This window comes from Shewanella sp. Isolate8 (genome assembly GCF_022398495.1).
GTDB lineage: Bacteria > Pseudomonadota > Gammaproteobacteria > Enterobacterales > Shewanellaceae > Shewanella > Shewanella aquimarina.
Genome location: NZ_JAKEVI010000003.1, coordinates 11,811 through 37,246 on the forward strand (window position 1 = coordinate 11,811; position 25,436 = coordinate 37,246).

18 protein-coding genes and 1 pseudogene are annotated in these 25,436 nt (G+C 53.7%); 7 read left to right on the forward strand and 12 right to left on the reverse strand.

Going from position 1 to position 25,436, the window contains the following annotated elements; genetic code table 11:
- Nucleotide 1: 1 nt before the first annotated feature.
- Both L1D43_RS12550 and L1D43_RS12555 read right to left on the reverse strand, forming a co-directional pair.
- Nucleotides 2-1,582, reverse strand: coding sequence for a diguanylate cyclase (locus L1D43_RS12550; protein ID WP_239852029.1), 1,581 nt, complete (start codon nucleotides 1,580-1,582; stop codon nucleotides 2-4).
- A 132-nt stretch (nucleotides 1,583-1,714) separates the two neighbouring features.
- Nucleotides 1,715-3,577, reverse strand: coding sequence for a methyl-accepting chemotaxis protein (locus tag L1D43_RS12555; protein ID WP_239852030.1), 1,863 nt, complete (start codon nucleotides 3,575-3,577; stop codon nucleotides 1,715-1,717).
- 262 nt (nucleotides 3,578-3,839) lie between these two features.
- Between L1D43_RS12555 and L1D43_RS12560 the strand changes: the two genes are divergently transcribed.
- The 4 genes from L1D43_RS12560 to L1D43_RS12575 all read left to right on the forward strand — a co-directional run bounded on the left by L1D43_RS12560 (nucleotide 3,840) and on the right by L1D43_RS12575 (nucleotide 7,027).
- On the forward strand, nucleotides 3,840-4,847 hold the full coding sequence (locus L1D43_RS12560) for an ornithine cyclodeaminase family protein (RefSeq protein WP_239852031.1): 1,008 nt from the start codon (nucleotides 3,840-3,842) through the stop codon (nucleotides 4,845-4,847).
- A 196-nt stretch (nucleotides 4,848-5,043) separates the two neighbouring features.
- Nucleotides 5,044-5,577, forward strand: coding sequence for an RNA polymerase sigma factor (locus L1D43_RS12565; RefSeq protein WP_239852033.1), 534 nt, complete (start codon nucleotides 5,044-5,046; stop codon nucleotides 5,575-5,577).
- Complete coding sequence (locus L1D43_RS12570) at nucleotides 5,577-6,089, forward strand: hypothetical protein (protein ID WP_239852038.1); 513 nt, start codon at nucleotides 5,577-5,579, stop codon at nucleotides 6,087-6,089. The genes L1D43_RS12565 and L1D43_RS12570 overlap by 1 nt, the downstream gene beginning before the upstream one ends.
- Entirely contained in the window at nucleotides 6,086-7,027 is a 942-nt protein-coding gene (locus L1D43_RS12575) for a DUF4097 family beta strand repeat-containing protein (protein WP_239852039.1), read from the forward strand. Before L1D43_RS12570 ends, L1D43_RS12575 begins: the two co-directional genes overlap by 4 nt.
- 85 nt (nucleotides 7,028-7,112) lie before the next feature.
- Here the strand turns inward: L1D43_RS12575 and L1D43_RS12580 are convergent, their stop codons facing one another.
- Nucleotides 7,113-8,033, reverse strand: coding sequence for a LysR family transcriptional regulator (locus tag L1D43_RS12580; protein ID WP_239852040.1), 921 nt, complete (start codon nucleotides 8,031-8,033; stop codon nucleotides 7,113-7,115).
- Nucleotides 8,034-8,698: 665 nt separating this feature from the next.
- On the opposite strand from L1D43_RS12580, the gene L1D43_RS19890 reads away from it, so the two are divergent.
- Nucleotides 8,699-13,678, forward strand: coding sequence for a S8 family serine peptidase (locus L1D43_RS19890; RefSeq protein WP_275659147.1), 4,980 nt, complete (start codon nucleotides 8,699-8,701; stop codon nucleotides 13,676-13,678).
- 70 nt (nucleotides 13,679-13,748) lie between these two features.
- Here the strand turns inward: L1D43_RS19890 and L1D43_RS12595 are convergent, their stop codons facing one another.
- The 6 genes and pseudogenes from L1D43_RS12595 to L1D43_RS12620 all read right to left on the reverse strand — a co-directional run bounded on the left by L1D43_RS12595 (nucleotide 13,749) and on the right by L1D43_RS12620 (nucleotide 20,061).
- Nucleotides 13,749-13,982, reverse strand: coding sequence for a hypothetical protein (locus L1D43_RS12595; RefSeq protein WP_041508712.1), 234 nt, complete (start codon nucleotides 13,980-13,982; stop codon nucleotides 13,749-13,751).
- Nucleotides 13,983-14,591: 609 nt separating this feature from the next.
- Nucleotides 14,592-16,280, reverse strand: coding sequence for an NAD-dependent malic enzyme (locus L1D43_RS12600; RefSeq protein ID WP_239852041.1), 1,689 nt, complete (start codon nucleotides 16,278-16,280; stop codon nucleotides 14,592-14,594).
- 196 nt (nucleotides 16,281-16,476) lie between these two features.
- Nucleotides 16,477-16,941, reverse strand: a complete 465-nt coding sequence (locus L1D43_RS12605) for a DUF1456 family protein (protein WP_239852043.1) — start codon at nucleotides 16,939-16,941, stop codon at nucleotides 16,477-16,479.
- A 55-nt stretch (nucleotides 16,942-16,996) separates the two neighbouring features.
- Nucleotides 16,997-18,139, reverse strand: a complete 1,143-nt coding sequence (locus L1D43_RS12610; RefSeq protein ID WP_239852045.1) for a serine hydrolase — start codon at nucleotides 18,137-18,139, stop codon at nucleotides 16,997-16,999.
- Nucleotides 18,140-18,161: 22 nt separating this feature from the next.
- The gene (locus tag L1D43_RS12615; protein WP_345773713.1) at nucleotides 18,162-19,430 is read right to left on the reverse strand and encodes an Nramp family divalent metal transporter; all 1,269 of its coding nucleotides are present in this window, start codon (nucleotides 19,428-19,430) and stop codon (nucleotides 18,162-18,164) included.
- 100 nt (nucleotides 19,431-19,530) lie between these two features.
- Nucleotides 19,531-20,061, reverse strand: a pseudogene (locus L1D43_RS12620) (PH domain-containing protein).
- A 230-nt stretch (nucleotides 20,062-20,291) separates the two neighbouring features.
- On the opposite strand from L1D43_RS12620, the gene L1D43_RS12625 reads away from it, so the two are divergent.
- Together L1D43_RS12625 and L1D43_RS12630 are read left to right on the forward strand one after the other, a co-directional pair.
- The gene (locus tag L1D43_RS12625) at nucleotides 20,292-22,865 is read left to right on the forward strand and encodes a TonB-dependent receptor (protein WP_239852047.1); all 2,574 of its coding nucleotides are present in this window, start codon (nucleotides 20,292-20,294) and stop codon (nucleotides 22,863-22,865) included.
- Nucleotides 22,866-22,943: 78 nt separating this feature from the next.
- Nucleotides 22,944-23,579, forward strand: coding sequence for a glutathione S-transferase family protein (locus tag L1D43_RS12630; RefSeq protein ID WP_239852049.1), 636 nt, complete (start codon nucleotides 22,944-22,946; stop codon nucleotides 23,577-23,579).
- A gap of 107 nt (nucleotides 23,580-23,686) precedes the next feature.
- Here the strand turns inward: L1D43_RS12630 and L1D43_RS12635 are convergent, their stop codons facing one another.
- The 3 genes from L1D43_RS12635 to L1D43_RS12645 form a co-directional block, all read right to left on the reverse strand.
- Nucleotides 23,687-24,295: a hypothetical protein gene (locus L1D43_RS12635; RefSeq protein ID WP_239852051.1), complete on the reverse strand. Its 609-nt coding sequence runs from the start codon at nucleotides 24,293-24,295 to the stop codon at nucleotides 23,687-23,689.
- A 145-nt stretch (nucleotides 24,296-24,440) separates the two neighbouring features.
- The gene (locus L1D43_RS12640; protein ID WP_041508734.1) at nucleotides 24,441-24,941 is read right to left on the reverse strand and encodes a DUF4447 family protein; all 501 of its coding nucleotides are present in this window, start codon (nucleotides 24,939-24,941) and stop codon (nucleotides 24,441-24,443) included.
- 36 nt (nucleotides 24,942-24,977) lie between these two features.
- On the reverse strand, nucleotides 24,978-25,379 hold the full coding sequence (locus L1D43_RS12645; protein WP_239852053.1) for an SMI1/KNR4 family protein: 402 nt from the start codon (nucleotides 25,377-25,379) through the stop codon (nucleotides 24,978-24,980).
- Between the last annotated feature and the right edge of the window lie 57 nt (nucleotides 25,380-25,436).

Here is a 25,436-nt window from a genome sequence, read left to right on the forward strand (position 1 = left end):
CTCACCCCACCACAAACAGCGGACTAACCTTACGATGCAATATCTGTAGGTTATTCCGCCCACTCTCTTTTGCCTTATAGAGCTGCTCATCGGCGAGCCTGATCATCTGCTGCCAATCGTCATTGGCAAACTCGGGATGATAACCGTCGTAGAGTACGGCGCCCATGCTGACGGTAATTATCTCGAAGGGTGAAGCCTGGTGATAGATGTTGAGATCGCGCACTCTCTGTAACATTCGCTTTGCCAACAGCTCCATCTGAGCCATGTTATCGCCGTGGATCACTACACAAAACTCTTCGCCGCCATAACGGGTGACTAGCTCGCCCCGGCGACGACACTCGAGCATCAGCGCCTGCGCCACCTTGATAAGCGCCTGATCGCCACTCTGATGCCCAACCGTATCGTTATAAGGCTTAAAGAAATCGATATCCAACATGATGAAACCTATCGCCCCCTTACCCTCACGCCACTGCTTATGAGCTCGCTCGGCAAAGACTTCTAAGCTGCGACGGTTGGCGATACCGGTGAGAGGATCGTTAAAGGAAAGGGATTCCAGATAATTCTGATGGCGCTGTAGCTTCTCCACCACCAGGTTGAAGGATTCGGTCAGATTGGCCACCTCGGTGATTGCCCAAGCCGTCGGCATGGTCAAGAGCACGCCCCGATGGGCCATCTTATCCAGCACGGCGTTGGCGATTCGAAGCGGCCTGACCACCAGCGCCGAGAAGGGGATGATAGCTATGTAGGACATCACCAAGACACTTAAGAACATCAAGATCGACTCTACGGTAAAGATAGAGGGAAGCAGGCTTCTGTCGTGATTCACGGTGATCTTGAGCGACGGCACACTGAGTGCGTCATGCAGATACCAGGCGTGTTGCTCGGCAATCTTGTCCACCTTGGGCGGCTCTCGAAATCCCAATGAGATCTGCCCCTCTAGCTTAGGCTGAGCCAATACCTCCAGCTCAAACTTAATCAGGCTAAACTGCTCTATCTCCTCATGAATCGTCTGACTCACGTTACGCACGGTCAGCAGGCTACCCGCAACCCGGCCCTCACCACTACTTGGCATGACGGTGACATTACTAAAGTAGACCACTTTGTCATTCATGCGCAGCAGGCCGCTGCGCACCGATGGACGATTGCCATCCATCTCGGCCTTCGAAGGAAGTATCTTGCCGACAAATTGCGCCTTGGAGAGGGGAAGATTCTGAGAAACAAACTCGGCACCACTGTTATATTGCCATACCAGCTGATTCTGGCGGTTAAACACATAGAATCCATCTACGTTGGCCGCCTCGAAGGCATTATTGAACAGATTTTTAGTCACGAACTCAGGCGACACATTATCGACAAAGGTCACCATGTCATCCCAGATGGCATAGTCGTAACATAGGGTATCGAGGTTTTTCTGGGCATAGGCGATCCCTTGCTGTACCGCCTGAAGATCTCTGTCTTGCCTCGAGACCACTTGCTCTTCGATTCTTGGCAGGTAGATAAGGTAATATATACAGCTTGCGGTCAGAAACGACAACAACAGGAGCCCAAAGGCTAAAATATTCAGGAAGTGATTTAATCGCATCGACCACGCTCTTTATGTCCTGCACTCTAGATTAGCTTAGTCGACCCGGCGACAGAATTTGAGTATAAACCCTGCATTTCACAAATAAATTTCAAAAAAAGGGAGGCTAAGCCTCCCTTTTATACTAAGCGTTTAAATCTTGAACAGACTCACGGCCTGATAGAGTACCTGAGTTCGCGCCTTCACATCGTCAGAGGCCTTGGCATTCTCATCCGCCGCCTGAGCCGACTCGGCGGCGATGTCACGAATCACCACCACATTCTTGTTCACCTCGGAGGCCACCATGCTCTGCTCCTCGATGGCCGCGGCAATTTGCGTACTCATATCCATGATGTTGGTGACATCGGCGTTGATCTGCTCCAGCAAGGCACCGGCACTCGCCGCCTGATCGGCACTTTCAATCCCCTGTCTTTGGGTCGCTTCCATCAGCTGCACTATGGAGCGGGTACGAGACTGCAGGGTCTGGATGATACCGGCGATCTCCTCGGTCGACTCCTGGGTACGCATCGCCAAACTTCTCACTTCGTCGGCAACCACGGCAAAGCCTCTGCCCTGCTCACCGGCCCTGGCGGCCTCGATGGCTGCGTTTAGCGCAAGCAGGTTGGTCTGCTCGGCAATGCCACGGATCACATCTAAAACGCTTCCTATGGTCTCGCTGTCTTTCTCAAGCTCGGAGACCACCTGAGCCGAATCGGTCAGCTGCGCCGCCAATGCCTGGATCTTCTCTATGGTATGTTCAACCCCCATCTGACCCTGTTGGGCATTGTCATGGGTATTACCGGCACGTTCCGCCGCCAATTCGGTATTGCTGGCGATCTCGTCTATGGTCGCGCCCATCTCGGTGATCGCGGTCGCCACCATATCTGTCTCATTGAGCTGACGCCCCACCCCTTCCGAGGCGCGCGTCGAGTTCTCCGACAGCTCCTGGCAGGAGTGATTGACCACCTCGACCGAGGTCAACACCTCTCTGATCAGCGACTGGAACGACTCGACCATACTATTGAAGTGGCGAGCTATCTGGCCAATCTCGTCATCTACCTTGGTATCGCATCTCAATGTCAGATCTTTGGTCGCCTCGATACGAGAGATCGCATCGCTGATCCGCTGTACCGGCTCCATGATGCTGCGAATGATTGCCAGGGTGAATCCAATTAACACTAGGGTGATCAACACGAAGATAATAATACTGACGGTGACGGTTGCACTCTCGGCGGCGTGAATGGCATCCAAGGACTGACCCTTAAGTTGCACCAAAGCCTTCTCGGCCGAGGCAATACTGTCTCGTAGCGTCGCCATACGGCCACTGTCTTTGTCCAATCCCAGCTCTTGCTCTTTGCTAACCAAGGCCTTGAAGTTTTTCTCATAGTCGTAGATCAGGGCATTGAGCTCCCCTTTGACCGAATCGCCTAACATGGCACCAGCCACCTGCTGTCTCAGCAGACTCAAGTTACCATTGAACTTATCCAGATAACTCAAGGTACGCCTGAGCATAAAATCCTTCTCGTTACGGCGCAGCTGCAACATGGTCACCATGAGTTCGGGCTCGTTTTTCTCCTTCACCAAGGTCTCTACGTTGTGCACCGCGCCGCGCAGTGCCCCATACAGGCCATCTTTGGGATGCAAACCGATCTGCTTTTGCAGCTCGGTAACCTCGGCAAAGATAGATTCATAACGTGTCACGTTCTGCCTAAAGGCCTGCAGATCGCTTTGCGAGATATCGTGACGTTCGAAGATCGCCCCCAGACTGCCGATCTTCTCCTCCAATTCCCTACCCTGCTGTTTGTGTCTATCTATATAGGTCAGATCCAATCGCGCAAAGAAGTCTTTTTCATCTCGACGTAAACTCAAAACATCCTTTTCAAGTTCGATAACTTGTTGTGCAGCATGGGACAAATCATCCAGCTTTGCCGCCGAAAAACGCTGCAAACCAAACATCGCTATCACAGAACAGATAGACACTGCTGCGCTAACGAGTAATTTGTGACGAATGAGCATAAAGGGAGATCCTTTTATTTAAGTGATTGCTTTACTTGTCTTCAACGACAATTAACACCTTGGAATGGCAAAAATGATTCCAATATTGAGTATAGTAACTATCGACTTACATACATTCATCTTTAATGAATTATTAATAATTCATGTGCTTGCCAGTCACGACTGACTAAAAAGTCAACTTCCCATATCGAAATACCACTTAGCTACTTTTAACCCACCCAAAAATTGGATACATTATCCAAAAAAAACAACAGGAGGTAATATGCGAGTTATCGATGCCGATGCGGTTCATCAGGCACTAGACTTTCCCAGCCTAATCGGCGCGCTGAGAGAAACATTTGCCCAGCCCGCCGGAATGCCACAGCGCCAGGTGTTTCCATTAGACGACAACCACAGCGATGCTTTTGCCGTGCTGCCGGCCTGGAACCAGAAGACCATAGCGGTGAAAGCCTTTACTTATTTTCCTGGCAATCCGAAAAAATCTTCCGAACTGGAAAGCCTCTACTCCAAGATTCTCATCTTTAACCGCGAAACCGGTGAGCCACAGGCTTTAGTCGATGGCACCAGCGTCACCTACTGGCGCACCGCGGCGGTGTCGGCATTGGCGAGCCAGTATCTGGCTCGATCAGATGCCAAACATCTGCTGCTGTTTGGCACGGGCAGGTTGGCAGCCTTCATGGCTCTGGCGCACGCCAGTGTCAGGCCGATTGAAAAAATCACCGTGTGGGGACGCTCAGACGCCAAGGTCGACAAGACCATCAGCGCCATACAAGCTGGCGCGCCGCAGATAGAAGTGAAGGCCTGCGACGATCTTCCCCTGGCTGTGGCCGCGGCCGACATCATCAGCTGCGCCACAGGTGCACCTTCGCCATTGTTCGATTCCGCCTGGGTGTCTCCCGGTACCCATGTGGATCTGGTGGGCAACCATCATCATGACAGACGAGAATGTGACAGCGAGCTGATTACCAGGGCCGAGGTTTATGTGGATGCCAAGGTCAACGTCTTCGCCGAGGCGGGCGAGCTATTAATCCCCGTCTCGGAAGGGGTGTTCGAGCTGTCTCAGGTCAAGGGTGAACTAGCCGATCTGTGCCGGGGCACACTCTCTCCACGCCTGGACTCTCCTGACCAAAATGCTCCTGACCAAGATGCTCCTCGTCAAGATTCTTCTCGCTCTGGCAATCATGCCATCACACTGTTTAAGTCCGTTGGCACGGCGCTGGCCGATCTGGTGGGTGCCCAACTGGTATACGAAAAACAAGCCCAACGCTAATAAGATGAGATTATGGGGCGGCGCTGCCGCCCTACTTCTCTTTCACACTCGATTTCTACTGCTACCGCTTCATCCCCCAAGTTGGCATTCGATCTCCGCTGCGCTACCTTAATCCAAACTTTTTTCATATCGCATTAAACCTTTTCAAACTCTGCCTATGTCTAATAGGTATTGTTCACTCACAGGGAAGACAGATTTGAGCGCACTCACGAGTCCAGATGATGCTCACCAACTCCTCGATGCCGTATTGGTCGAGCGCGCCAAACAGGGAGATAAGACGGCATTTCGACAACTCTACGATCAGCATCACAGACGCGTCTACGCCCTCTGTTTTCGTCTGGCCGGTCAGACCGAGTTGGCGGAAGAGGCCACCCAGGAGACCTTTGTGCGCCTGTGGCAGAAGCTGCCCCTGTTCGATGGCAAGAGCCAATTTACCACCTGGCTCCACAGCCTAACGGTGAATCAGGCGCTGAGCTGTATCAAGAAGCATAAGAGCTTCTGGGCCAGGTTTATGCCAAGTGAAGAGACTCACGCAGCCGCCATCGACTTCGACTACCAGGGGGTGGACAAGTTGCTGCTGCGTCTGCCGGAGCGCGCCCGTATCGTCTTCGTCCTCTACGCCCTGGAGGGATATCAGCATGACGAGATCGCCAAGCGCCTCAATATTGCCCCCGGCACCAGCAAGGCGCAGTACCACAGAGCCAAGAAATTACTGCAGGAGATGATCTAATGGTCGACAAGGCAGATACGCTCAAGCTTCTCCTCGAAGAGACGCCGCGGGAGATGACACCAGAGCGGGATCTCTGGCAAGGGGTCGAACTTCGCCTCGATGCGCCCAAGGATAGCCCCCGCAGCTACTGGCGTCCCCTGGCAATCGCCAGCACCCTGTTGCTGGCGCTGCTGGTCGGCAAGTTGAGCCTTGGGCCAACAATGCCTGATGCCGAGAACGAGGCCCTCATTCAGACTCTGGCCGCCATTCAGGCCCAGCATAAGGCAAGCGTCGACGCGCTAAGCCTGACCAAGCGAGTCGATTGGCGCAGCAGCCCATACAGCCAGCCGGTCGAGCAAGGGATAGAACAGCTAAGAACCGCCGCCAAGGAGATCTATGAGGCGCTAAAGCTCAACCCGACTGACAAACAGCTGTGGCAGCTCTGGCTATGGACCCAGCAACGCGAGATTGAATTAATCAAACAGGGGCAAAAACTCCCTGTCGATCGTGATACAACAGGAGAGATGATATGAAAATACAGCTAAAAACCACCGCATTGGCATTGCCCTTTCTACTATTGAGCCAATCTGTACTGGCGGCGCAGAGCGTGGATAAACGCATCGAAGTCGAAGGGGATCTGCGTCTGAACCTGGAGGTGCAGCGCGGCGAAGTCGAGATCCTCTCCTGGGATCAGGACGCCATCTCCATCACGGGCACCCTGGATGAGCTGAGCGAAGGCCTCACGGTAGAGCAAAAGTCCGGCACTATCTCCATCGAAGATAAACTGCCCCGCCACTACTCGGGTAGCAACAAGGAGGGCTCACGCCTGACCATCAAGGTGCCGGCAAAGCTCAAGCTCAACGGCGAAGGGGTATCGGCCAACTACAGAGTGAGTAAGCTCGCCGGTGACATCAATGTGCAGACCGTCAGCGGTAACATCAAGGCCGAAGATCTCACCGAGCAGGTAGCCATCAATACCGTCTCGGGCAACATTGTCAGCCAGGGGCTTGAAGGCAAGCTCAAGCTGGAGACAGTATCGGGCAACATCAAAGATAAACAGAGTCTCGGCAAGATCAGCTACACCCTGGTCAGCGGTAAGCTCGAGGCCGACAGCGGCGCCGACCAGGTCTCTATCGAGCTGGTATCGGGAGATGCCAAGGTAACTTTAGATAAAGTGGACCGACTCAAGGCCCAGAGCGTCAGCGGCGACCTCAACCTGTCGGTTTCCGCCCTGGCTACCAAGGCCAGCCTGGACAGTGTCAGCGGCGATATCAGCTTCAGCCTACCAGCGAACCTGGATGCGACCTTCGCCATCGACGGCGGCCCCAGCGGCGACATAGATAATCGCCTGACACAAGACAAGCCCAAGCGACCTAAGTATGGCCCGGGTAGCTCGCTACAGTTTCAGATGGGCAATGGCAGCGCCGATATTCTGATCAACACCATCAGCGGCGACATCAATCTCAAGTAGCACTAGGACTGAGGCCGACGACCCGAATCTTAGCATCAAAAAGGGCCCGCTATCGGGCCCGTTTTATTGCGACCGGCTAAACCTATTAAAAGCCAACCACCTTGGCCGCCGAGTGATTCAATAGGGAGTCGATAAATCGCTCTGCGCTATGACTTAAGCGACGATTCTTCATCGATACCACACTAAAGCTCGCCTGGATGCTCGGCCCCCCCACTACGTCTAAAGCCACCAGCTCGCCCGATGCCAGCTCCTCTCGTACCGAGATATCTGGGGTGATCACCACCATGTCACACTCCTTGATGGCCGACTTAATGGGCTGAAACTGAGCATATTTCACCAGGCCAACAAAATCATGTCTGTCTTCATCGAACAGATCCTCATATTTTTGCCTCAGCGACTGCGGCATGGCGCTAGGCATGCCCAGGGGGTAATCACGCAGACTCGGCAAGTAAACCGTTTTTAGGCGAGTGAGGGGATGGTTGGGACGACAGCAGAAGATCGCCTCTGACTGAGGCAGGCATTGGGTCACCACATTGTCTCGCTGATCCAGCAAGGTGACATTGGTCTCGGCGACAAACATGTCCAGCTCCCCCTTGAGCAGTAGCTTGTAGAGTCGGCTCCAACTCTCGACCTTTAGCTCCAGAGAGATATCTGGGTTATCGCGAACAAACCTGCCTACCGCCGGCCCGATAATACTGTTGGACGGAATAGGACTGGCGCCAATGGCAAGCTTAGCCTGCTCAAGCCCCTGTTTGGTTTTGATCTCAGACTCCAGGTATTCCAGCTGACTGACAATCAACTCCCCCTGGGCCAACACCAGGCGGCCATATTCCGTCAGCGCAAAATGTTTCTCGTCACGGGCCAACAGGTTGGCTCCCAGGCGCTGCTCCATCTTCTGAATGCTACGAGACAATGAAGGCTGGGCCAGATGCAACTCGTTAGCCGCCTTACTAAAACTCTTCAACCGTGCCAGTACAATGAAGTGCCTTAAGTGTCGTAATTCCATCTATCTCACTCTTATTATTCTTGTTGTGATTATCACTATTAGGGTCATAGCTTAGTGCAGCAGTTACTGAATGAGTGGTTGCATCAGTTACTGAACTAGTTACTGCATAATCACCATTTCTATCACTATAGAAAGGCAAGCGATATAGGACCCAGGACGGGCAAGGTATAAAACTCACCCTAAGCGGGCCCGTATGACAAAAGCAGATCTTGAGCCATTAGAAATAAAAGCTTTTAAAACAGCATATTATGAAACACCAAAGTTAAACTGTCGCAAATAAAGCGTTCAACCTCGCCCCAATAACATAAAATTAACAATTTGTATCAGATTGCTACCAAATGATACATGAGGCATCCAACTCAATTTGCTCTTCCGCCCCTAAAAAAGGCTCAATAAACACACCAATCACAAAGCCCAACCGCCAAAACCCAACATAAAAAATCAAAATAACAAGCAGAATCAGTTTAAAAGACTAGCTAGCAGGCGCTTAGTCCGCCCGACTCAAGGTCTTCACTTTCATTGGCGCATAGCCTTTATGCATACCCCTATAGCTTTTACGCATTGGCCTGCACATCCGTAACTCAATAAAAATCGAATGGTGTACGAGTGCCTTACTTTTGCAACCAAGCCCAAGCTTTGACAATAAAAAGAAAAGGGAACAACCAATGAAATTGAAGAAAATAAGTCTCATGACCATGGCGGCCATCTATGCCGCCGGTGTTGGCGGCGCCGCCGCGTCCAGCAATGCCGATACCCACAACATGCGTAGCATAGAGATCACCGACGCCATCCTGAAATACAACGAGGACCTACGCGCCGGTAAGCTGCGCAATGGCACCCAGAGTAATGAGTCACTGCAACAGCGCGGCAGCAATGGCAAGAACGTTCACCGTGCGATTGCCACGCAGCAAAACAGCAAGGTGCCATTTAAGTTTGAAGCTGGCCTAACCGGTGAGCAGACCTATATCGTCGAACTCAGCGACAAGCCGGTCTCACTCTATCGTGGCGATCTTCCCGAGCTGGCGGCGACCTCCCCAGCCATGAGCACAGTACCTGTGATGCTCAATCCAAGAGGCCACAACAAGGTCGATATGCAGAGCAGTGCGGTGAAGCAATACAGCGACTATCTCGCCGACAAGCAGGCTCAGGTGCTGTCGCAGATAGGCGCTGCCGTCGGCGGCAATGTCGAAGTTAAACAACACTATCGTCTGGCCTTTAACGGCATGGCGATGCGCATGACCCAAGATCAGGCCGCTCGCGTGGCTGCCCTGCCCGGCATCCGCAATGTCAGCCTGGAAAAAATGTATGAGCTGCACACAGACGTTGGGCCAAAACACATTGGTGCCGACGGTCTGTGGATGGGCACGGCAGCAGATGATAAGTACAAGGGGGAAGGCATAGTCGTCGGTGTGCTGGATACGGGGATCAACACAGATCATCCATCGTTCGCTGCCGTCGCCGGCGATGGCTATGTGCACCAGATGCCTGCGCGTTACAGCCACTATCTAGGTGACTGTGAGAAGGCCGAATTTGCCAGCATGTGTAACGATAAGCTAATCGGGGTACGCTCATACGAGGCGATCACCGACAGCTATCTGGATCCTATCTTCCAGCCAGATATCCCAAGTTGGCAGGTCGAGGATCCTAAGCGTCCTCAAAACGGTGAAGACTACAACGGCCACGGCTCACACACCTCCTCGACCGCAGCGGGTAACGAGCTTTCAGATGTCGACTATATGGTGGCTTCACTTGGCGAAACCGGCGACGGTATTCCTACTGGACTCAAATTCAGCAAGATCTCAGGCGTCGCGCCTCGTGCCAACGTCATCATGTATCAGGTCTGTTACCCGGGTGATACTAGCTATGGCGACAGCTATGCTGGCTGTAAAGGCTCGGCGCTGCTCGCCGCCATCGACGATGCCATCGCCGATGGTGTCGATGTGATCAACTACTCGATAGGCTCGACCTTCGGCAGCTTCCCTTGGGACGATCCTATGGAACTAGGCTTCCTCGCCGCGCGCGAGGCGGGCATCTCAGTATCGGCCTCTGCGGGTAACTCCTACATGCCGCAATACGCCTCTCAGGCTCGCGGAGCAATCGATCACTTCTCTCCTTGGCTCACCTCGGTAGCCGCTACCACACACGGCCGTGAGATTGCCGTAGAAGGCAAGATGCTGACCAATGCAACGGGGGGCGAGCAACCGCTTAGCGATCTGCAGGGCTCGGGGATCACCGACGCCTATACAGGCCCAGTGGTCGAGGCCAAGGCCTACGGCAGCGAGTATGAGATGTGTAACGAGCCCTTCCCGGCGGGCTTCTTTGATGCCGATCCAGAAGGCAATCCCTATGCCACGGCGCCAATCGTCGTCTGTAAGCGCGGCGATATAGCCCGTGTAAGCAAGGCCGTAAACGTTCAGGCCGGCGGGGCAGGTGGCTTTATCCTGTGGAACCCAGGATATTCAGATCCGACCCATAACGACCCTTACGTCATCCCTGGCATCAACATCGACTATGGCAGTTACTATGGCAACAGCGATAATGGCTATTACGGCCTGCAAAGCTGGCTCGCCGCAGGTAGCGGTCACACCCTGACCATCACCGCATCTGAGGTCAGCACTAAAGAAGGTACCGCCGACTATGTTGCCGACTTCTCATCTCGCGGCCCCAACCTGGAGGCGCCAGATGTGATGTCGCCTAACCTGGCAGCGCCAGGCGTTAACGTGTACGCCGCCTGGGCCGATGAGATGCCATTCACCACCCAAGGCATGCCAGCCGACTACGCCGCCATCAGCGGCACCTCTATGGCGGCACCGCACGTGGCAGGCGCCATGGCACTGCTGACTCAGGCGCACCCAGACTGGAGTCCGGCGCAGATCCAATCGGCGCTGATGACCACGGCATCACTTGAAGGCGTCACACGCGCTCGTGACGGTAATCCGTACGATCCTGTCGCAGCGGGCTTCAGCGACGCGGGTAGCGGGGTGATCAACGTATCACGCGCCAACAACGCTCCACTGCTGCTGGATGAAAGCGTCGACAACTACCGCGCCGCTAACCCTAAGAATGGTGGCAACATTCACACCCTAAACCTGCCTTACTTCTACCATGATAGCTGCGCGGGCACCTGTACCTGGATGCGCACGGTAACTGCAACCCAAGACGGTACCTGGACGGTTGAGGCAACACCTAACGAGATGGAAGGTGCCCAGATGCTGGAGCTCGAGGTATCGCCTAAGACCTTCACCCTCAAGGCCGGTGAGTCTCAGGCGATCAGCCTTAAGGCTAAGATCCTCGAAGTGGAAGCCATTGGCGCCGACTCTTCGCAGATCCAGCTGACAGGTAGCGTTAAGCTGACGCCGAGCGACAGCAGCAAGCCGATGCAGCATCTACCGGTGGGCGTTCGCTATAAGGGCGACACACTGCCTAACGAGGTCTCTGGCATTATCCATCGCCAGCAGGGCCACAACCTGACCCCTGAGATCCATACCAAAGAGGTACAGTCGCTCAACTCACGTGTCTATGGCCTCACCAAGGGTGAACGCCACGACGCCGAGCTTAAGCGCGCCGAAGTCAGACTCTACTCGGACGGCTATACACGTCAGGAGATTGAGGATGGCGGTGCCAAGGTGATCTTCTTCGATGTGCCCGAAGGCACCAAGCGTGTCGTATGGGAAGTGTTATCGGCACCGAAACACGCCTATACCTCAATCGACTTAGGTATGGACGTTAACGGTGATGAGGATATCCAATGGTTAGACGAAGCCATCTGTTTCTCACAGACAGACAATGGCGACTTCTGTGCCATCAATAACCCTATGCCGGGTCGTTACTGGGCCATTGCTGCCAACTGGAAATGGGAGTATGAGGATCAGAAGAACCTCGCCGACCCATTCGAGCTTAGCCTGGCGATTGTAGGCGAAAGCGATAGCGGCAACCTGTCCATCGAAGGTCCGGCGACCAACGACGGCATGACCCCTTATCAGCTAAAACTCAACTACGATCTGCCCGGCGCCGAGGAAGGCGATGTCTACTACGGCATGGTCGGCCTGGGAAGTGATGAATATAACGACTCTAATCTGGGTGACTTCGCGGTGAAACTCATGCATATGGGCAGCGACACCACAGTCACGGCCTCGCAAACGGCAGCCAAAGAGGGCGACATTCTGGATTTCGTCGTGGAACTCGCGCCTAACCTGTTAGGGGGCGAGCGAGAGTTCACCTTTAATACCGAGCTAAGCGACGGCCTGGTTCTCATGCCAGACACTGTTGCAGTAGGCGGTATCGGCAACTATGGTGATGGCATGACGGTTGACGGCAACAAGATAGCAATCTCGGCCACGCAGCCTTCGTCTAGCGAGATGAAGCGCCATTATGTCTTTACCACTAACCTCACAGATGAGACCTGTCGAGTGCCCTATGGGGAAGATGGCAGCTTCTTCGATCTACCTTCTCAAGGGTCTCAACCCATAGGCCTGTCTGGAAGATCGAATCAAACACTACTGATCCCACTCAGTGCCAATGGCTTACCCCATGTACCACTGTACGGTAATCCTGAGGTGTTTGGACAGGACGTATTAGCTATCTCGCCATTTGGCTATGTACAGTTTGACCCTATGCCAGACTTCTGGAACTTCAATCTGCCATTTGATGATAACTTCCAGGGCTTCCCTGATACTATGGTGGCACCACTATGGCGCGGCGATGTGAGAATGCCGCAGACAATGTTCAACTGGAATACGGGTCGCTACGAGCATGCCGTCTATGCGGTGCTCACCAACAAACACTACATCTTCCAGTGGGATGGTGGTGAGGAGTGGAACTCCTTCCTCAGCGGTAACGATACGCCTGATCCGGATGCTAAGTTCAACATCCAGACTATCGTCGCGACCGACATCAGCTTCGATGAGGCAAGCCCGGAGATCATCTTCGCCTATGAAACCTTAGACACAGAAAACGATCAGTTCGGTTCTGTCGGTCTACACGGTTACTGGGGTGAGCGTGCCACCTTCGGTCCTGCCGGTGGCTGGCTGAACGACGGCTTCGCCTATAAGGATGTCGACGAAAAGATCAGTTCTGGCACTGTTATCTGTGCCGACTATCGCGGCCCTGAGCAGTCAAAGGTATCACTCAAGTTCTCGGCGCGGGTTTCGGCCAATGCCGTCGGCGCCGACAACTTTGTAAAAGTCGATACCCAATATGCAGACTCTGAACTAGTGACGGTAACCCATGAGGTTTCTAGCCCATCGAATATCAGCGTGGCAGCCATTGCCGACATGATGATGGAAGAAAATACCACGTTAGAAGGCATCACAGTGATCTACAACGATATCAAAGGCACGGCCAACGGCATCATGGTATCGGGTGAGCACATCACGGCAACTGTGGATGGCGACAGCTTTAGCATCACACCTGACGCCGACTGGTATGGTGAAACCCTAGTGACGGTAACGGTACACGATATGGCCTACCCATCTGACGCCGCCTCCACCAGCTTCATGCTGACGGTCAACTCAGACGGTGTTGAGCCAACGCCGCCGGCGCCGGAAACGCCAGATGAGCCAACAGACAATGACTCTGGCGGTAGCCTCGGCTTCCTGGCACTGGGCCTACTGGGTCTGCTGGCCGGACGTCGTAAGCTGCACTAAGCGTCCAACGATTTAGTTCGACCTTGTCTTTGGGCCCTCTCTGAGGGCCCTTTTTTATGCCAGCTTAAAGCTAGTTCATACCGTGGCAATCGGCGCACTCTTTGATGGTCAGCTCAGGCGTATGCATCTCCATATCGGGGGCGTGGGCATCTTCCATGCCATGACAATCGTTACAGGTTGCCAGGGTAGCCTCTGACTCTGTGTGCATGGTCAGGTCGATAGGCTCATGGCAATCTTTACAATCCATGGCAACGGCCGCGCCAGCAAATAACAGTCCGGCGGCTAGGGTGATTAATTTTTTCATTTCAGGCTCCAGTTTTGGCAATTCAAACAGCTAAAAAGCTCACAATAGTAGGCGAACACTCTAGGGTCTGTTTATCTTTCAGGTTTAATTTTTGTTCGATCTAAACGCGTTTTGCTCAAGGCGCATGCTGTGCGGCATAGTTATTCTATGTAAATAGCAGGCAACAAAGGGCAAGGCGCGTTTAGATGAACCCTTCGGGCAGCTTTTGTAGGCCATTTCTACGGCGTTATCGCCCGCTCATGTAGAATAACTACACTATACGGACTCTGCCTTGTATAAATAACCTACAAAATGCTGCAGAAACAAACAGGAAAGGTCAACAAACCCTAGGCTTACCGGCCCGCCTCCTGGCCCGTCTCAGATTTATTCAAGGCAGGCATACTCACGACTGGCATACTCGGGAGGCGCTGGGCGCAGCAAGCTGCTTGGCGAGCATTACCAGCCAAGATTAAGCCAAACTTAAAAATGCCATCTCGATGAAAGAAGTGCCGACAGGATCATAGGCTTAAGTAACGCTTTGTGATCCAAAGCAAAATTTCATCTTGTATAAGACACAAAAAAGCCGCCCTGAGGCGGCTTTTTTAAGCGCAAACGGCTAAGCCAAAGAGGTTAGAAAGAGGTGCGCTTATAACGGCGATATTCCGCGGTCCAGAAGTTATCTTCAATGGACTGCATCAGCAGCTCGTCGCTGGCCGGCAGCGCATGGCCCTGCTCGATGGCCACCTTGCCCACCGCGAAGGCGATATGCTTACTCACCGCATGGATATCTTCCAGCGCCGGCAATAGCGAACCTTCTCCATCTTTAGCCAAAGGAGAACACTCTGCCAGGGCTCGGCTTGAGGCCATCAGCATCTCGTTACTGACGCGCTTGGCCCCCGAGGCCAACACGCCTAGGCCTATCCCGGGGAAGATATAGCTGTTGTTGCACTGGGCGATCTCATAGGTCTGCTCGTCGATCACCACGGGCTCAAACGGGCTACCGGTTGCCACCAGCGCCTGGCCCTTGGTCCAGTGCAGAATATCTTTCGGTGTAGCCTCGACACGGCTGGTCGGGTTGGACAGCGGGAAGATGATAGGACGCTCACAGTGGCTGTGCATCGCCTTGATGATCTCTTCGCTAAACAGACCCGGGGCACCGGATACGCCGATGAGCACGGTCGGCTTACCATTATTCATCACATCCAGCAGCGAGATGTTCTCGCTCTCTGTGTTCCAGCCCTCAACCCTGGCCGCCTGCTGCGCCAGGTTCTGCTGGAACGGCAGCAGATTAGGCATGTTATCTTGCAGCAGCCCCCAGCGATCTACCATAAACACCTGCTGACGAGCCTGCTCGTCGCTGATCCCTTCTGACACCATCTGGGCGATGATCGCCTCGGCAATACCACAACCTGCACTACCGGCGCCGAGGAAGGCGATGCGCTGCTGACTGAGCTGAGTATCTGCCGCCTGACAGGCCGCCAGCAGAGAACCTACGGTCACCGCCGCCGTGCCCTGAATGTCGTCATTGAAGCAGCAGTACTTGTCTTTGTAACGCTCGAGCAGTGGCATGGCGTTCTTCTGGGCAAAGTCTTCAAACTGGATCAAGGCGTCTGGCCAGCGTCTGTGAACCGCCTGCATGAAGGCCTCGACAAACTCGGCATACTCTTCGCCGCCGATACGCTGATTACGCCAGCCCATATACATAGGGTCTTCCAATAGATGCGGGTTGTCTGTGCCCACGTCCAGCGTGATGGGTAGGGTGTAAGCCGGGCTGATACCACCACAGCTGGTGTAGAGTGACAGCTTACCAATCGGAATACCCATGCCGCCGATCCCCTGGTCGCCCAGACCCAAGATACGCTCGCCATCGGTGACGACGATGATCTTCACCTTCTGGCGGGTCGAGTTGTTGAGGATGTCGTCGATGCGATCCTTGTTGGGATAGGAGATAAACAGGCCGCGGTTACGACGATAGTTCTTCGAAAAACGCTCACAGGCCAGGCCAACAGTAGGGGTATAGATGATGGGCATCATCTCGGTAATATGGTTCTGCAACAGACGGTAGTACAGGGTCTCGTTGGTGTCTTGAATGTTACGCAGATAGATATGGCGGTCGAGATCGTTACTGAAGTTCTTGTACTGATCATAGGCACGCGAGGCCTGCTCCTCGATGGTCTCAATGACGTGGGGCAGCAGCCCCTCGAGGTTGAAGAAGATGCGCTCCTCTTCGGTAAAGGCACTGCCCTTGTTGATCAAGGGGGCTTCAAGAATGGCTGGGCCGGCAAAAGGAAGATATAGCGGGCGTTTATTATCGTCCATTGGTAACCTTTTCTCTATCTGTGGGTATGTTGGAATGGCTGTGCTATCAATTTTGGCAAGATTACCACAAAGTGTGATCTTTGTTGCCTTTGGCGCGATCATTTTTTTGATTATTTTCACACCCTGGCTGTTTTAAACACTAACGGCCAGACACAAAAAACGCGGCCTAAGCCGCGTCTTTAGCTGACGATATCTCTTACTTTCCGCGATACTTGATCGACAGGCCGGTCAAGAAGTTGCGCAGCACCTGATCGCCGCACTCCTTAAAGTGCTTATGGCCGGGTTTTCTAAACAGGGCACCCAGTTCAGAACTGCTCATTCTGAAGTCCGCCAGGGCTAAGGTCTCGATAATATCCTCTTCACGCATCTCAAGCGCAATCCTCAGCTTCTTGAAGATCAGGTTGTTGTTTAACTGAGACACGGGAGACGGGATCTCGGCCCCTTCGCGCAGACCGCGCTTTTCGATGATCAAACCATCCAGAAACAGGCACAGCGTCTTGTCGTTACAGGGCTTGTAGCCCTCTTCGGCCTCTTTCTTAAGCATGTTGAGCAAGACTTCCTGGGTCATCTCGTGTTTGACCTTGGCGAAGATCTTGATCATCTTGGCGTTCTTGTAATCGAATACGAATCGTAGACGGCGTAAAATATCGTTATTAATCATGGCTTAACTTCTTAGATTACTGGCTCGCGCGGGTGCGCCTGCCACTGAGTCGATATTATAACCGACTTTGCGTCGACGCCGAGCCATTATTTTCAGCCTTGGCCTCGTCCATCAAGGCGTCTCTAAGTGCCTGACGCAGCTTATCATGCAGGCCAAAGGCTTGATTGCGCTCATCGATAGGCCAAGAGGCATTTTCCAGCACCACCAGATAAGTATCGAACGCCGGATAACTCAGGCTCAGCGATTGATATCCAGGCAGATAACCTGAGTGGCTATACTCCTCTATTCCCTGCTGGTTCACCTGCACGCCGAAGCCGTAATAGAGCTGCTGCCAGCGGTGGGGGCGCTGCATCCTGGGCGTCACCATCGCCTGATAGGCCTCCTTACTCAGCAGTTTACCGCCGTGCTGCGCCCTGAGGTAATCGAGCAACCCCTTGGCCGAGCCCGTCATGCCACCGCCGGGTAAGAGGTTCATCTGCACCTCATATTCCATCGGCTCTTGGGTAGCGATCTCTATCCCTTCGATCAGCCCCTGCTGAGTCCCAAGCTGAGCCTTGATACCTTTGACGCCGTGCTCGCTCAGAAAGGCATTCACCAGGGTGGCAAAGTCCTGCTGATAGGTGATTTCGAGCAGCTGCGCTAGGACCTGAAAGCCCAGATTGGAGTATTGAAAATCGCTACCGGGTACGAACCGGTTCGCCTTGCCCTGAGGCGCGATGCCAGAGCTGTGGCTTAGCAGCTGAGCGATAGTGATGCGCTCGTCATAGGTTGGTAGATTCTTGAATGCCAGATAGGGATTGATCTTATCCTCCAGAGCCAACTTGCCCTGGCTTACCGCCTGCATCACCATGGCGGCGGTGATCATCTTGCTCTGTGAGGCCAACATGACCCGGCTATCCAGTGTCGGCGCAGCCGCCTCACCATAGGCATTAGCCTTCACGTAGCGCAGCTCGCCGTGCTGCATCAGAGCGGTCACCCCATAGAAGGGCCGCTCGTTGGCGGCGATGATGCTATCGAAAGCACTGCCTAGCTCGGCAAAGTTAGCGCCACTCACAGAGTCATGCGCAGAGGGTAAAATCGCCCGCTCAGCAACAGCTTGCTCAAGCTTTTCACCTATTACAGGCTCGCTAGCAGACACGCAGCCGCTGGCCGAAGCCCCCAACAGACAGAGGCTGCTCGCCAACACACTCATCTTCATCCTTGTTCCCCTAAACGGCTTTTTAACCGATAAACTTCCAGTAGACAAATAAAGCCGCAAACCCTAGCAGATAAGTCATGCCGATCCAAGAGAGCAGCCGCATGGCCACACCGTAACGGTCACCGGCTGCCAGGTTATCACTGGTCATCAAACGATAATTGAGCCAGGCAAAGATGATGGTGGTCATAAAGGCCAGGGTCATCACAAACTGCAGCAGCGGCAGGAGCGCCCCCTTGAAGAACAAGATGATCCCTAGCCCCAAAAGGCTGACGATTAACATGGTGAGATTCAGTCCGTGCTCGCTGACCTCATCCTGCCGCAACAGCTGCACACTCAAGATAAGCGTACGACTATAGCCATCGACCACTGTCACCGTAGTGCTGAAGATACACAGCAAGGCCACCAGGGCGATGAGGTAACGACTGCCCTCACCCAGCACCTGGCTATAGAGCAGAATCAACTGCTCGGCAAACTTGGCCCCAGATGGCGAGAAATGCACGCCCGAGCCGTGCATCACCATGGCGCCCAGAGAGAGAAATACCACGGCCAAAATCGCCGTGGTGATAAAGCCTAGATTAAAATCGAACAATGCCTGCTTAGGCGTCACCATCTGCTGTTTCTGCTTTTCGATCAGCCAGAGGGAGTTCCAGCAACTCACCTCGATAGGCGCCGGCATCCAACCCATCATGGCCACCAGAAAGCCAACATGGGCCCATTGCCAGGGCGAGGGCGAGACAAAGTCCGGCGATAAGATAGGCTCGGCATTAAAGGCCAGCGCGGCGGCGCTCAGGGTAGTCACCGTCAGACTGAGCATGATCACCTTAGTGACCCTGTCCAGCACCCGGTAGTGTCCCAGCACCAGCAGAAGCAGGCTGGCGACCAAGACGATCAGCGCCAGCAGATCGATTGGCAGAGGAATAAACTGGGTCAGTAGCGCGGCGGTTAACATGGCGACACCTGCGGTACTGGCCACCGCCGCAATTGAATTCAGCAGGGAAAACAGCAGTAAATAGCCCCGTCCCTGACGTTGATAGCCATGAAGCAGACTCTCCCCCGTCGCCGCGGTATAGCGTGCTCCGGCGGCGAAGAAGGGATACTTGAGCAAATTCACCAGCAGTATCACCCAGGCCAGCTGCCAGCCAAATTCGGCGCCGGCACGGGTCGAGGCCACCAGATGGGAGGCACCAATCGCCGCGGCCGCCATCAACAGACCTGGGCCTGTTGCTCTCAGCAGTCGCCGACACACAAGCCAATAACCCGTTTGACTCGTATTTACAGTGAGATCTTCCACGGTCACTATTCTTCCTTCAGACAAAGTTAAAAATTGATAAACTCACGCGCCAGCAACTCTCGCGCAGCAGCAACTAAGGCGGCAGCAAAGACAAGAGTCGCTATGATTGAGATAACTTGGCCTCGATACGCCTGAGCGTCTCTTCGATGTTTTGCAGGCAGTTCAGGGTCTGGGCGGCCACATCCACCTTCGCCTCAACCGGCTGACTCTACTCGGCGAGCGCACTCTTTTGCGCCATCACGGCGGCGCGAAACTCGGCGACCTCTTCTATGCCTGTCAGGCTGATCAGCGCGCCAGACCCCGACTGCCCCGCCGTCTCAATCGTTAACTTATGAATACCGAACAGGCGCATCAGGGGGCCCTGGATCATCGCCATGTCGGTGATCTTATCCAGCGGCACGGTATTTTCGGTGCGGGTGAGTATTCCCTTACGCACGATAAGCTTCTTGGTGGTCAACTCGGCGCTCATGTTAGCGATATAACGACTGGTCGCCCACAAGCCGATGGGGTACCAGAGCAGCAAGAGTGGAATACCGACTAGGGAGATGCCCAACACCGCCGCGCCAGTGGTCAGCCAATAGAGTCCGAGCTTGCCGTGAAAACGCGCCTCGAGCAGTGTTTTTTCTTCCATTTTATTTACATCTCCAAATACACAGGACGGGAACCAACCTATGACAATGCCAAGGCTCCTCGCTTTAATCAATCAAATTCATGGGTTTATTTATTTACATTTGTTAGCAATTCGCACTATTGACTTTGTTACATTAGCAATTAGTTTAGTAACGTTGCTGTAACAAAATGGTGGCGGTAGTTGAGTGGTAGTCACTGAATTAAAAATATAACGAGTAATTAGGGATAATCATGAAAAGACCTCAATACTGGCCCAGCGCCTGCGCTATCGCCATTACCATTGCGCTAACCCCACATGTTTATGCTGCCGACGAGAGCGTCGAACGTATCGAAGTCACCGGCTCTCGTATTAAACGTACCGACATCGAAGGTCCATCGCCGATTCAATCGATCAACAAAGACGATATCGCCAACATGGGCTTCGACAACCTGCAACAACTGCTGGAACGTATGCCAGCCAACGGCGCGGGCGCCTTCTCCACCCGAGGTAATAGCCAGGACTCAACTGCTAACGGCGCGGCCTCAATCAGTCTGCGCGGCATGGGCCCGGACGCCACCCTGGTATTGATTAACGGTCGCCGTGTAGCTATCAGCTCCTTCGCCGAGGGGATCACAAACTCCTTCGTCGACATCAACAATATTCCGGTTTCCGCCATCGAGCGTATCGATATCCTCAAAGATGGCGCCTCGGCCATCTACGGCTCAGATGCCATCGCCGGTGTGGTCAACATCATACTGCGTAAAAACTTCGAAGGACTCGAAATTAACCTGGGCTATGGCGACGCCTCGGGCTCGGGCTATGACGAACAGAGCGGCTCTATGCTTTGGGGCATGCAGTCAGATAAGGGCAGCGCCTCTATCATTCTCGACTACTTCAAGAACAACACCCTGGCCGCCAGCGAGATGGGCCGTTTCGGCACAGCTAACCAGAGCCCATACGGCGGTGAAGACTTCCGCTCTTCACGTGGCTTCCCCGGCTACTTCTATGTCGATGGCGTCAAGACCATAGACCCTGATTGTCCAGCCGATTCGGCGACTGCCAGCGGCAGCTGTCTGTTTGATTACGGCCCATACAACCTTACCATTCCCGCCGCCGAGCGTGTGGGGGCTATCGCCCAGTTCGACTACCATCTGAGCGACGAGATGACCGCTTTCCTGGAAGTCGCGGCACAACACAACACCTCTGAGGCCGGCGGCGCGCCGACACCGCTCGATGAAGATGCCATGCTAACGGTACCGGGCACTCATCCCAACAACCCTTGGGGCAAGGATATCGAGATCGGTCGTTACCGTACCGTCGATGCCGGACCACGTCGTTGGGACATAGAATCTGACACCCTGCGCATGGTTGCCGGTCTGCGTGGCAACATAGATGAGTGGGACTGGGAAGTCTCGGCCCAGAAAGGCCGCAGCGAGTCGACCCAGAAAGGTGACAGAACCCAGGGCTGGGTACGCACCGACTTCCTGCAAGCGGAAATCGACGCCGACAACTACAATCCCTTTGGTGGCACCATGAACTCACAGGATGTGATCGATCGCATCACCACCAGCCTGGTTCGCCAGGGTGTGTCACACCTGACTGCATACGATGCCAGCATCACGGGCCCTGCATTTACCCTGGCCGATCGCGAAGTCATGATGGCCGCGGGTATCGAGTACCGCGAAGAAGACGTGAGCGATATCCCGGATGATCAATTCCAGCGCGGCCTCATCTTCGGTACCGAAGCCGTATCCGCACAGGCCGATCGCGACCAGTACGCCGCCTATGTGGAATTCTCTATTCCTGTCACAGACAACTTCGAACTGCAACTTGCCGGCCGTTACGACCATTACAGCGACTTCGGTTCGACCACTAACCCTAAGGTCGCCTTCCAGTGGGGCATCACAGACGCGCTGACGGCTCGTGCCTCTTGGGCAACCGGTTTCCGCGCACCATCGCTGGCACAAATCGGCCTTGGTCCATCGAGAGAGAGTAGCTTCTTCATCGATACCTACCGCTGCGCCGCCGACAACGTCGACTGTACCGCACTGGACTACAACACAGAATTTGCAGGTAATTCAGACCTGGATGCCGAAGAGTCAGAAACCTGGAACGCGGGCCTTATCTGGGCACCGAGCCAGAAGTTCGACATCGGCTTCGACGTGTTTAGCATCACCCAGGACAACAAGATCGACAAGCAGCCACTGGGCGAGATCTACCTGGCCAACTGTAACGATCAAAACAGCACTGTCTGTGAGCGTCTGGCGCCTCAGCCAGGACAATCTTTGGGCCCAATCAGCCTGATCCATTCAAGCTTTATCAACCTCAGCTCACAAGAGGTACAAGGGGTCGACGTCTCCACCCACTACGGCTTAGAGTTTGATCGCTTCGGTGACCTCAAGTTTGGCTTGGAGTACAGCTACCTGCATAAGTTTGAGAAGGACGACCTGGATTACACGGGTGAATACCGCTATCCACAACACCGCTGGTTACTCACCACCAACTGGACCATGGATGACTTCGCCGCCAACATCAACTTCAGCTACATCGGCGAGTTTGAAGATACGCCAGACATTGACTTCGACGGCGTACTCGACTTCGAAGACAACAAGTCACGCATGGTCGACTCTCAGCTGCTGGTTGATATGTCGGGCTCTTACCGCTTCAACGACACCTTTAAGTGGACCGTGGGCATCAACAACGTATTGGATGAAGAGCCGCCATTTGCCATCGGCGACGGTGACACCGACCTCTACGGCTATGTGATCGCCACCCATAACCCTATGGGTCGCTACTTCTATACCAAGTTGAGCATGAGGTTCTAACTGTCACAAAAATGGCATCCAAATGGATGCCATTTTTATTTAGACTAACGGCTCTCCCAACAATAAGTGAGGAAAAGGATGATTACGCTATATGGAACCCCAAGAAGCCGCGCGCTTCGCGTCTCTTGGCTGCTTGAAGAACTCGGTATCGATTGGCAATTTCACTTCATCAATTTTGCTAAGGGCGATAACCGCAACGAGGCCTTCCTGGCCATGAATCCCAGTGGCAAGGTGCCTGTCATCCAAGATGACGAGCTGGTACTGACTGAATCGGCAGGCATCTGCCAATATCTGGCCGAAAAATACGGTAAGGGCCAGTTTCTGCCAACGCCGGGCACGCCCGAGGCCGGTCACTATCATCAATGGATGAGCTTCATCATCTGCGAACTGGAGCAGCCCCTATGGACCATGGGTAAGCACAAGTTCGCCCTGCCCGAGGCGCAGCGTCACCCCAGCATCTTACCCATAGCGGTTTGGGAGTTCGACAAGGCAGCCGCCTTGGCCGAGAACATGCTACCGGACACCCCTTATCTGCTGGGTGATGAGGTAAGCGTTGCCGATATCATGCTGGCGCATACCCTGATGTGGGCGACAGTGTTTGAGCAAAGTATTCCCCCCAAGTTGGCGGCATTCAGAGACAGGATGCAGCGCCGCCCGGCCCTAGCCAGCGCGCTTGAAAAAACCGAGGCCGTTGCCGCTAAGGCGGTTGATTAGCGATAACGGTTTAACAGCATAATGTCTCTCAGGCATTATGCTGTCCTCCTTAAGCCATAATACCTAAAAATTTTCGCTCATTTTCCTCAGTTTACGGCTAACTGCCCTTAAGTCGCCACACAATCCGGTGCCTTGGCAAGATCCAGCATGATCTCATCCTTCCGAGAACGGATCCTCAAGAGCTCCTCATCCAGACTCACCTCTATGTCGCCCAACCAGTCCAAGGTTTTAATCGGTTTTAGCTGATAACGCCACAGCGGCAAATCACACTGGCGCCACACCTTGTGATAGGCCTTGCCCATGGCACCAGGGTCTATCGTCTGCACCCAGATGGCGTAATCTCGATCGCGCTTAAACTGGCTCTGCTCATCAGTATCTGGACTCAATACCAGGCCCATCAACAAACCTAGACTCAGTAAAATCAGCTGAACTATCCCAACTAAGAAACTGAGCTGAATGAAGAAAGACACCGGCCAATGAAGGTGAATAAACTCGCTAAATTGGCGACGATATTGCTCCAACTTCCAAAAGCCAAAAAATACCACAATGAGTTTTATCAGCAGAACCATGGGTTTCACCTTGGCCATAAAAGGTGGGTTGAGCCAATAGGCCCCAAAAAAGCCGGGTAACAGACTCTCGATGAGCGGCAGATAGATAATTGCGGCGATAGCGACTAAAAGCAAGATGGCCTGGCGAGGGCTGGTGACTTGGTACATATCCTTGTCCAAATGGCGTTAACCTTTAAGTAACATCTGCACAAGATAGCATTGAATCTGCTGAGGCAATACTGCCAGAAAATTAAAGATAATTAATAAAGCCCCCATCGCAAGATGGGGGATTTTTATCAGCTAAGGCATAAAGTTACAGCTGAGTGGCCGCCCACTTGGCGCGGCTCTCTCGGCTCTCTTTCAGACCTTCCTTCTCGCGATAGGCCTTGTAAGCCTCGACATCCAGCGCCACCAGAGTGACCTCGACTTCGAGCACCAACTTACACTCTTTCTTGATGCGCCAAGCCGCCGTGTTGTACAGCTCGGTCAGCGGCAGCGAGCTTAAGAATTCTGGGTTGTACTGGGTGTAGATGGCCTGCGTCGGATAGACCACGAAGCTAAGGCGACGCTTAGGCTCCTTCTTAAACAGCTCCTCGATACCATCACAGGTGTTAAGCACCTGCATCTCTATGGTCTCATCCAGTTCCAGTAGTTTCTTGGCTGCCAGACCCGACACCTCGGCTTCACCCGCTTCCCAGGCCAATACGTCGGCCTCGCTGCACTTGCTCAGCTCGCCCACCTGTGCGGCTGTTAAGCCGAGTGAGTGACGCAGGTATTTAATTTCTATCGCATTTAATTCAGCTGTCTTTGCCATCTTGATATCCAAATTTGAGTTAATCTTTTCACGCGCCTAGGCGGGGATCCAAACCTCTTCGACCCATTGCCAGAACGACTCCCAGCTCTCCTCGGCCAGTTCGCCGTCTTGCCACAGCATCACCTGACCTTCCTGATCGATACAGTAAAAGTCATCCCCCTGCTGGCAGATGGCGATATATTCCCTCGGCATACCGATAGACCAGGCATAGGAGGTCACCTCTGGAAGATAGGTATGGGCATAGGGATCGGCTGCGGTTACAGGCTCTAGGGTGCCGTGAATCACGTCGCTGGCAAAGAGGAGATACTCTTTAAGCTCAGCGGGTAAGGGGATCAGGATCTGCTCTTCCACTTCGACCAGTTGATCGAAGCTTGGCAGCTCCAGGGGAACGGGAACTGTCTCGCTCAGTTCCCTGAGTTGCTCGATAAGATCGTGCATTATCGTCTGCTGTTAATGGGCTAATGGCGGCAAGTATAATCGCTTTAAGCCCAGATT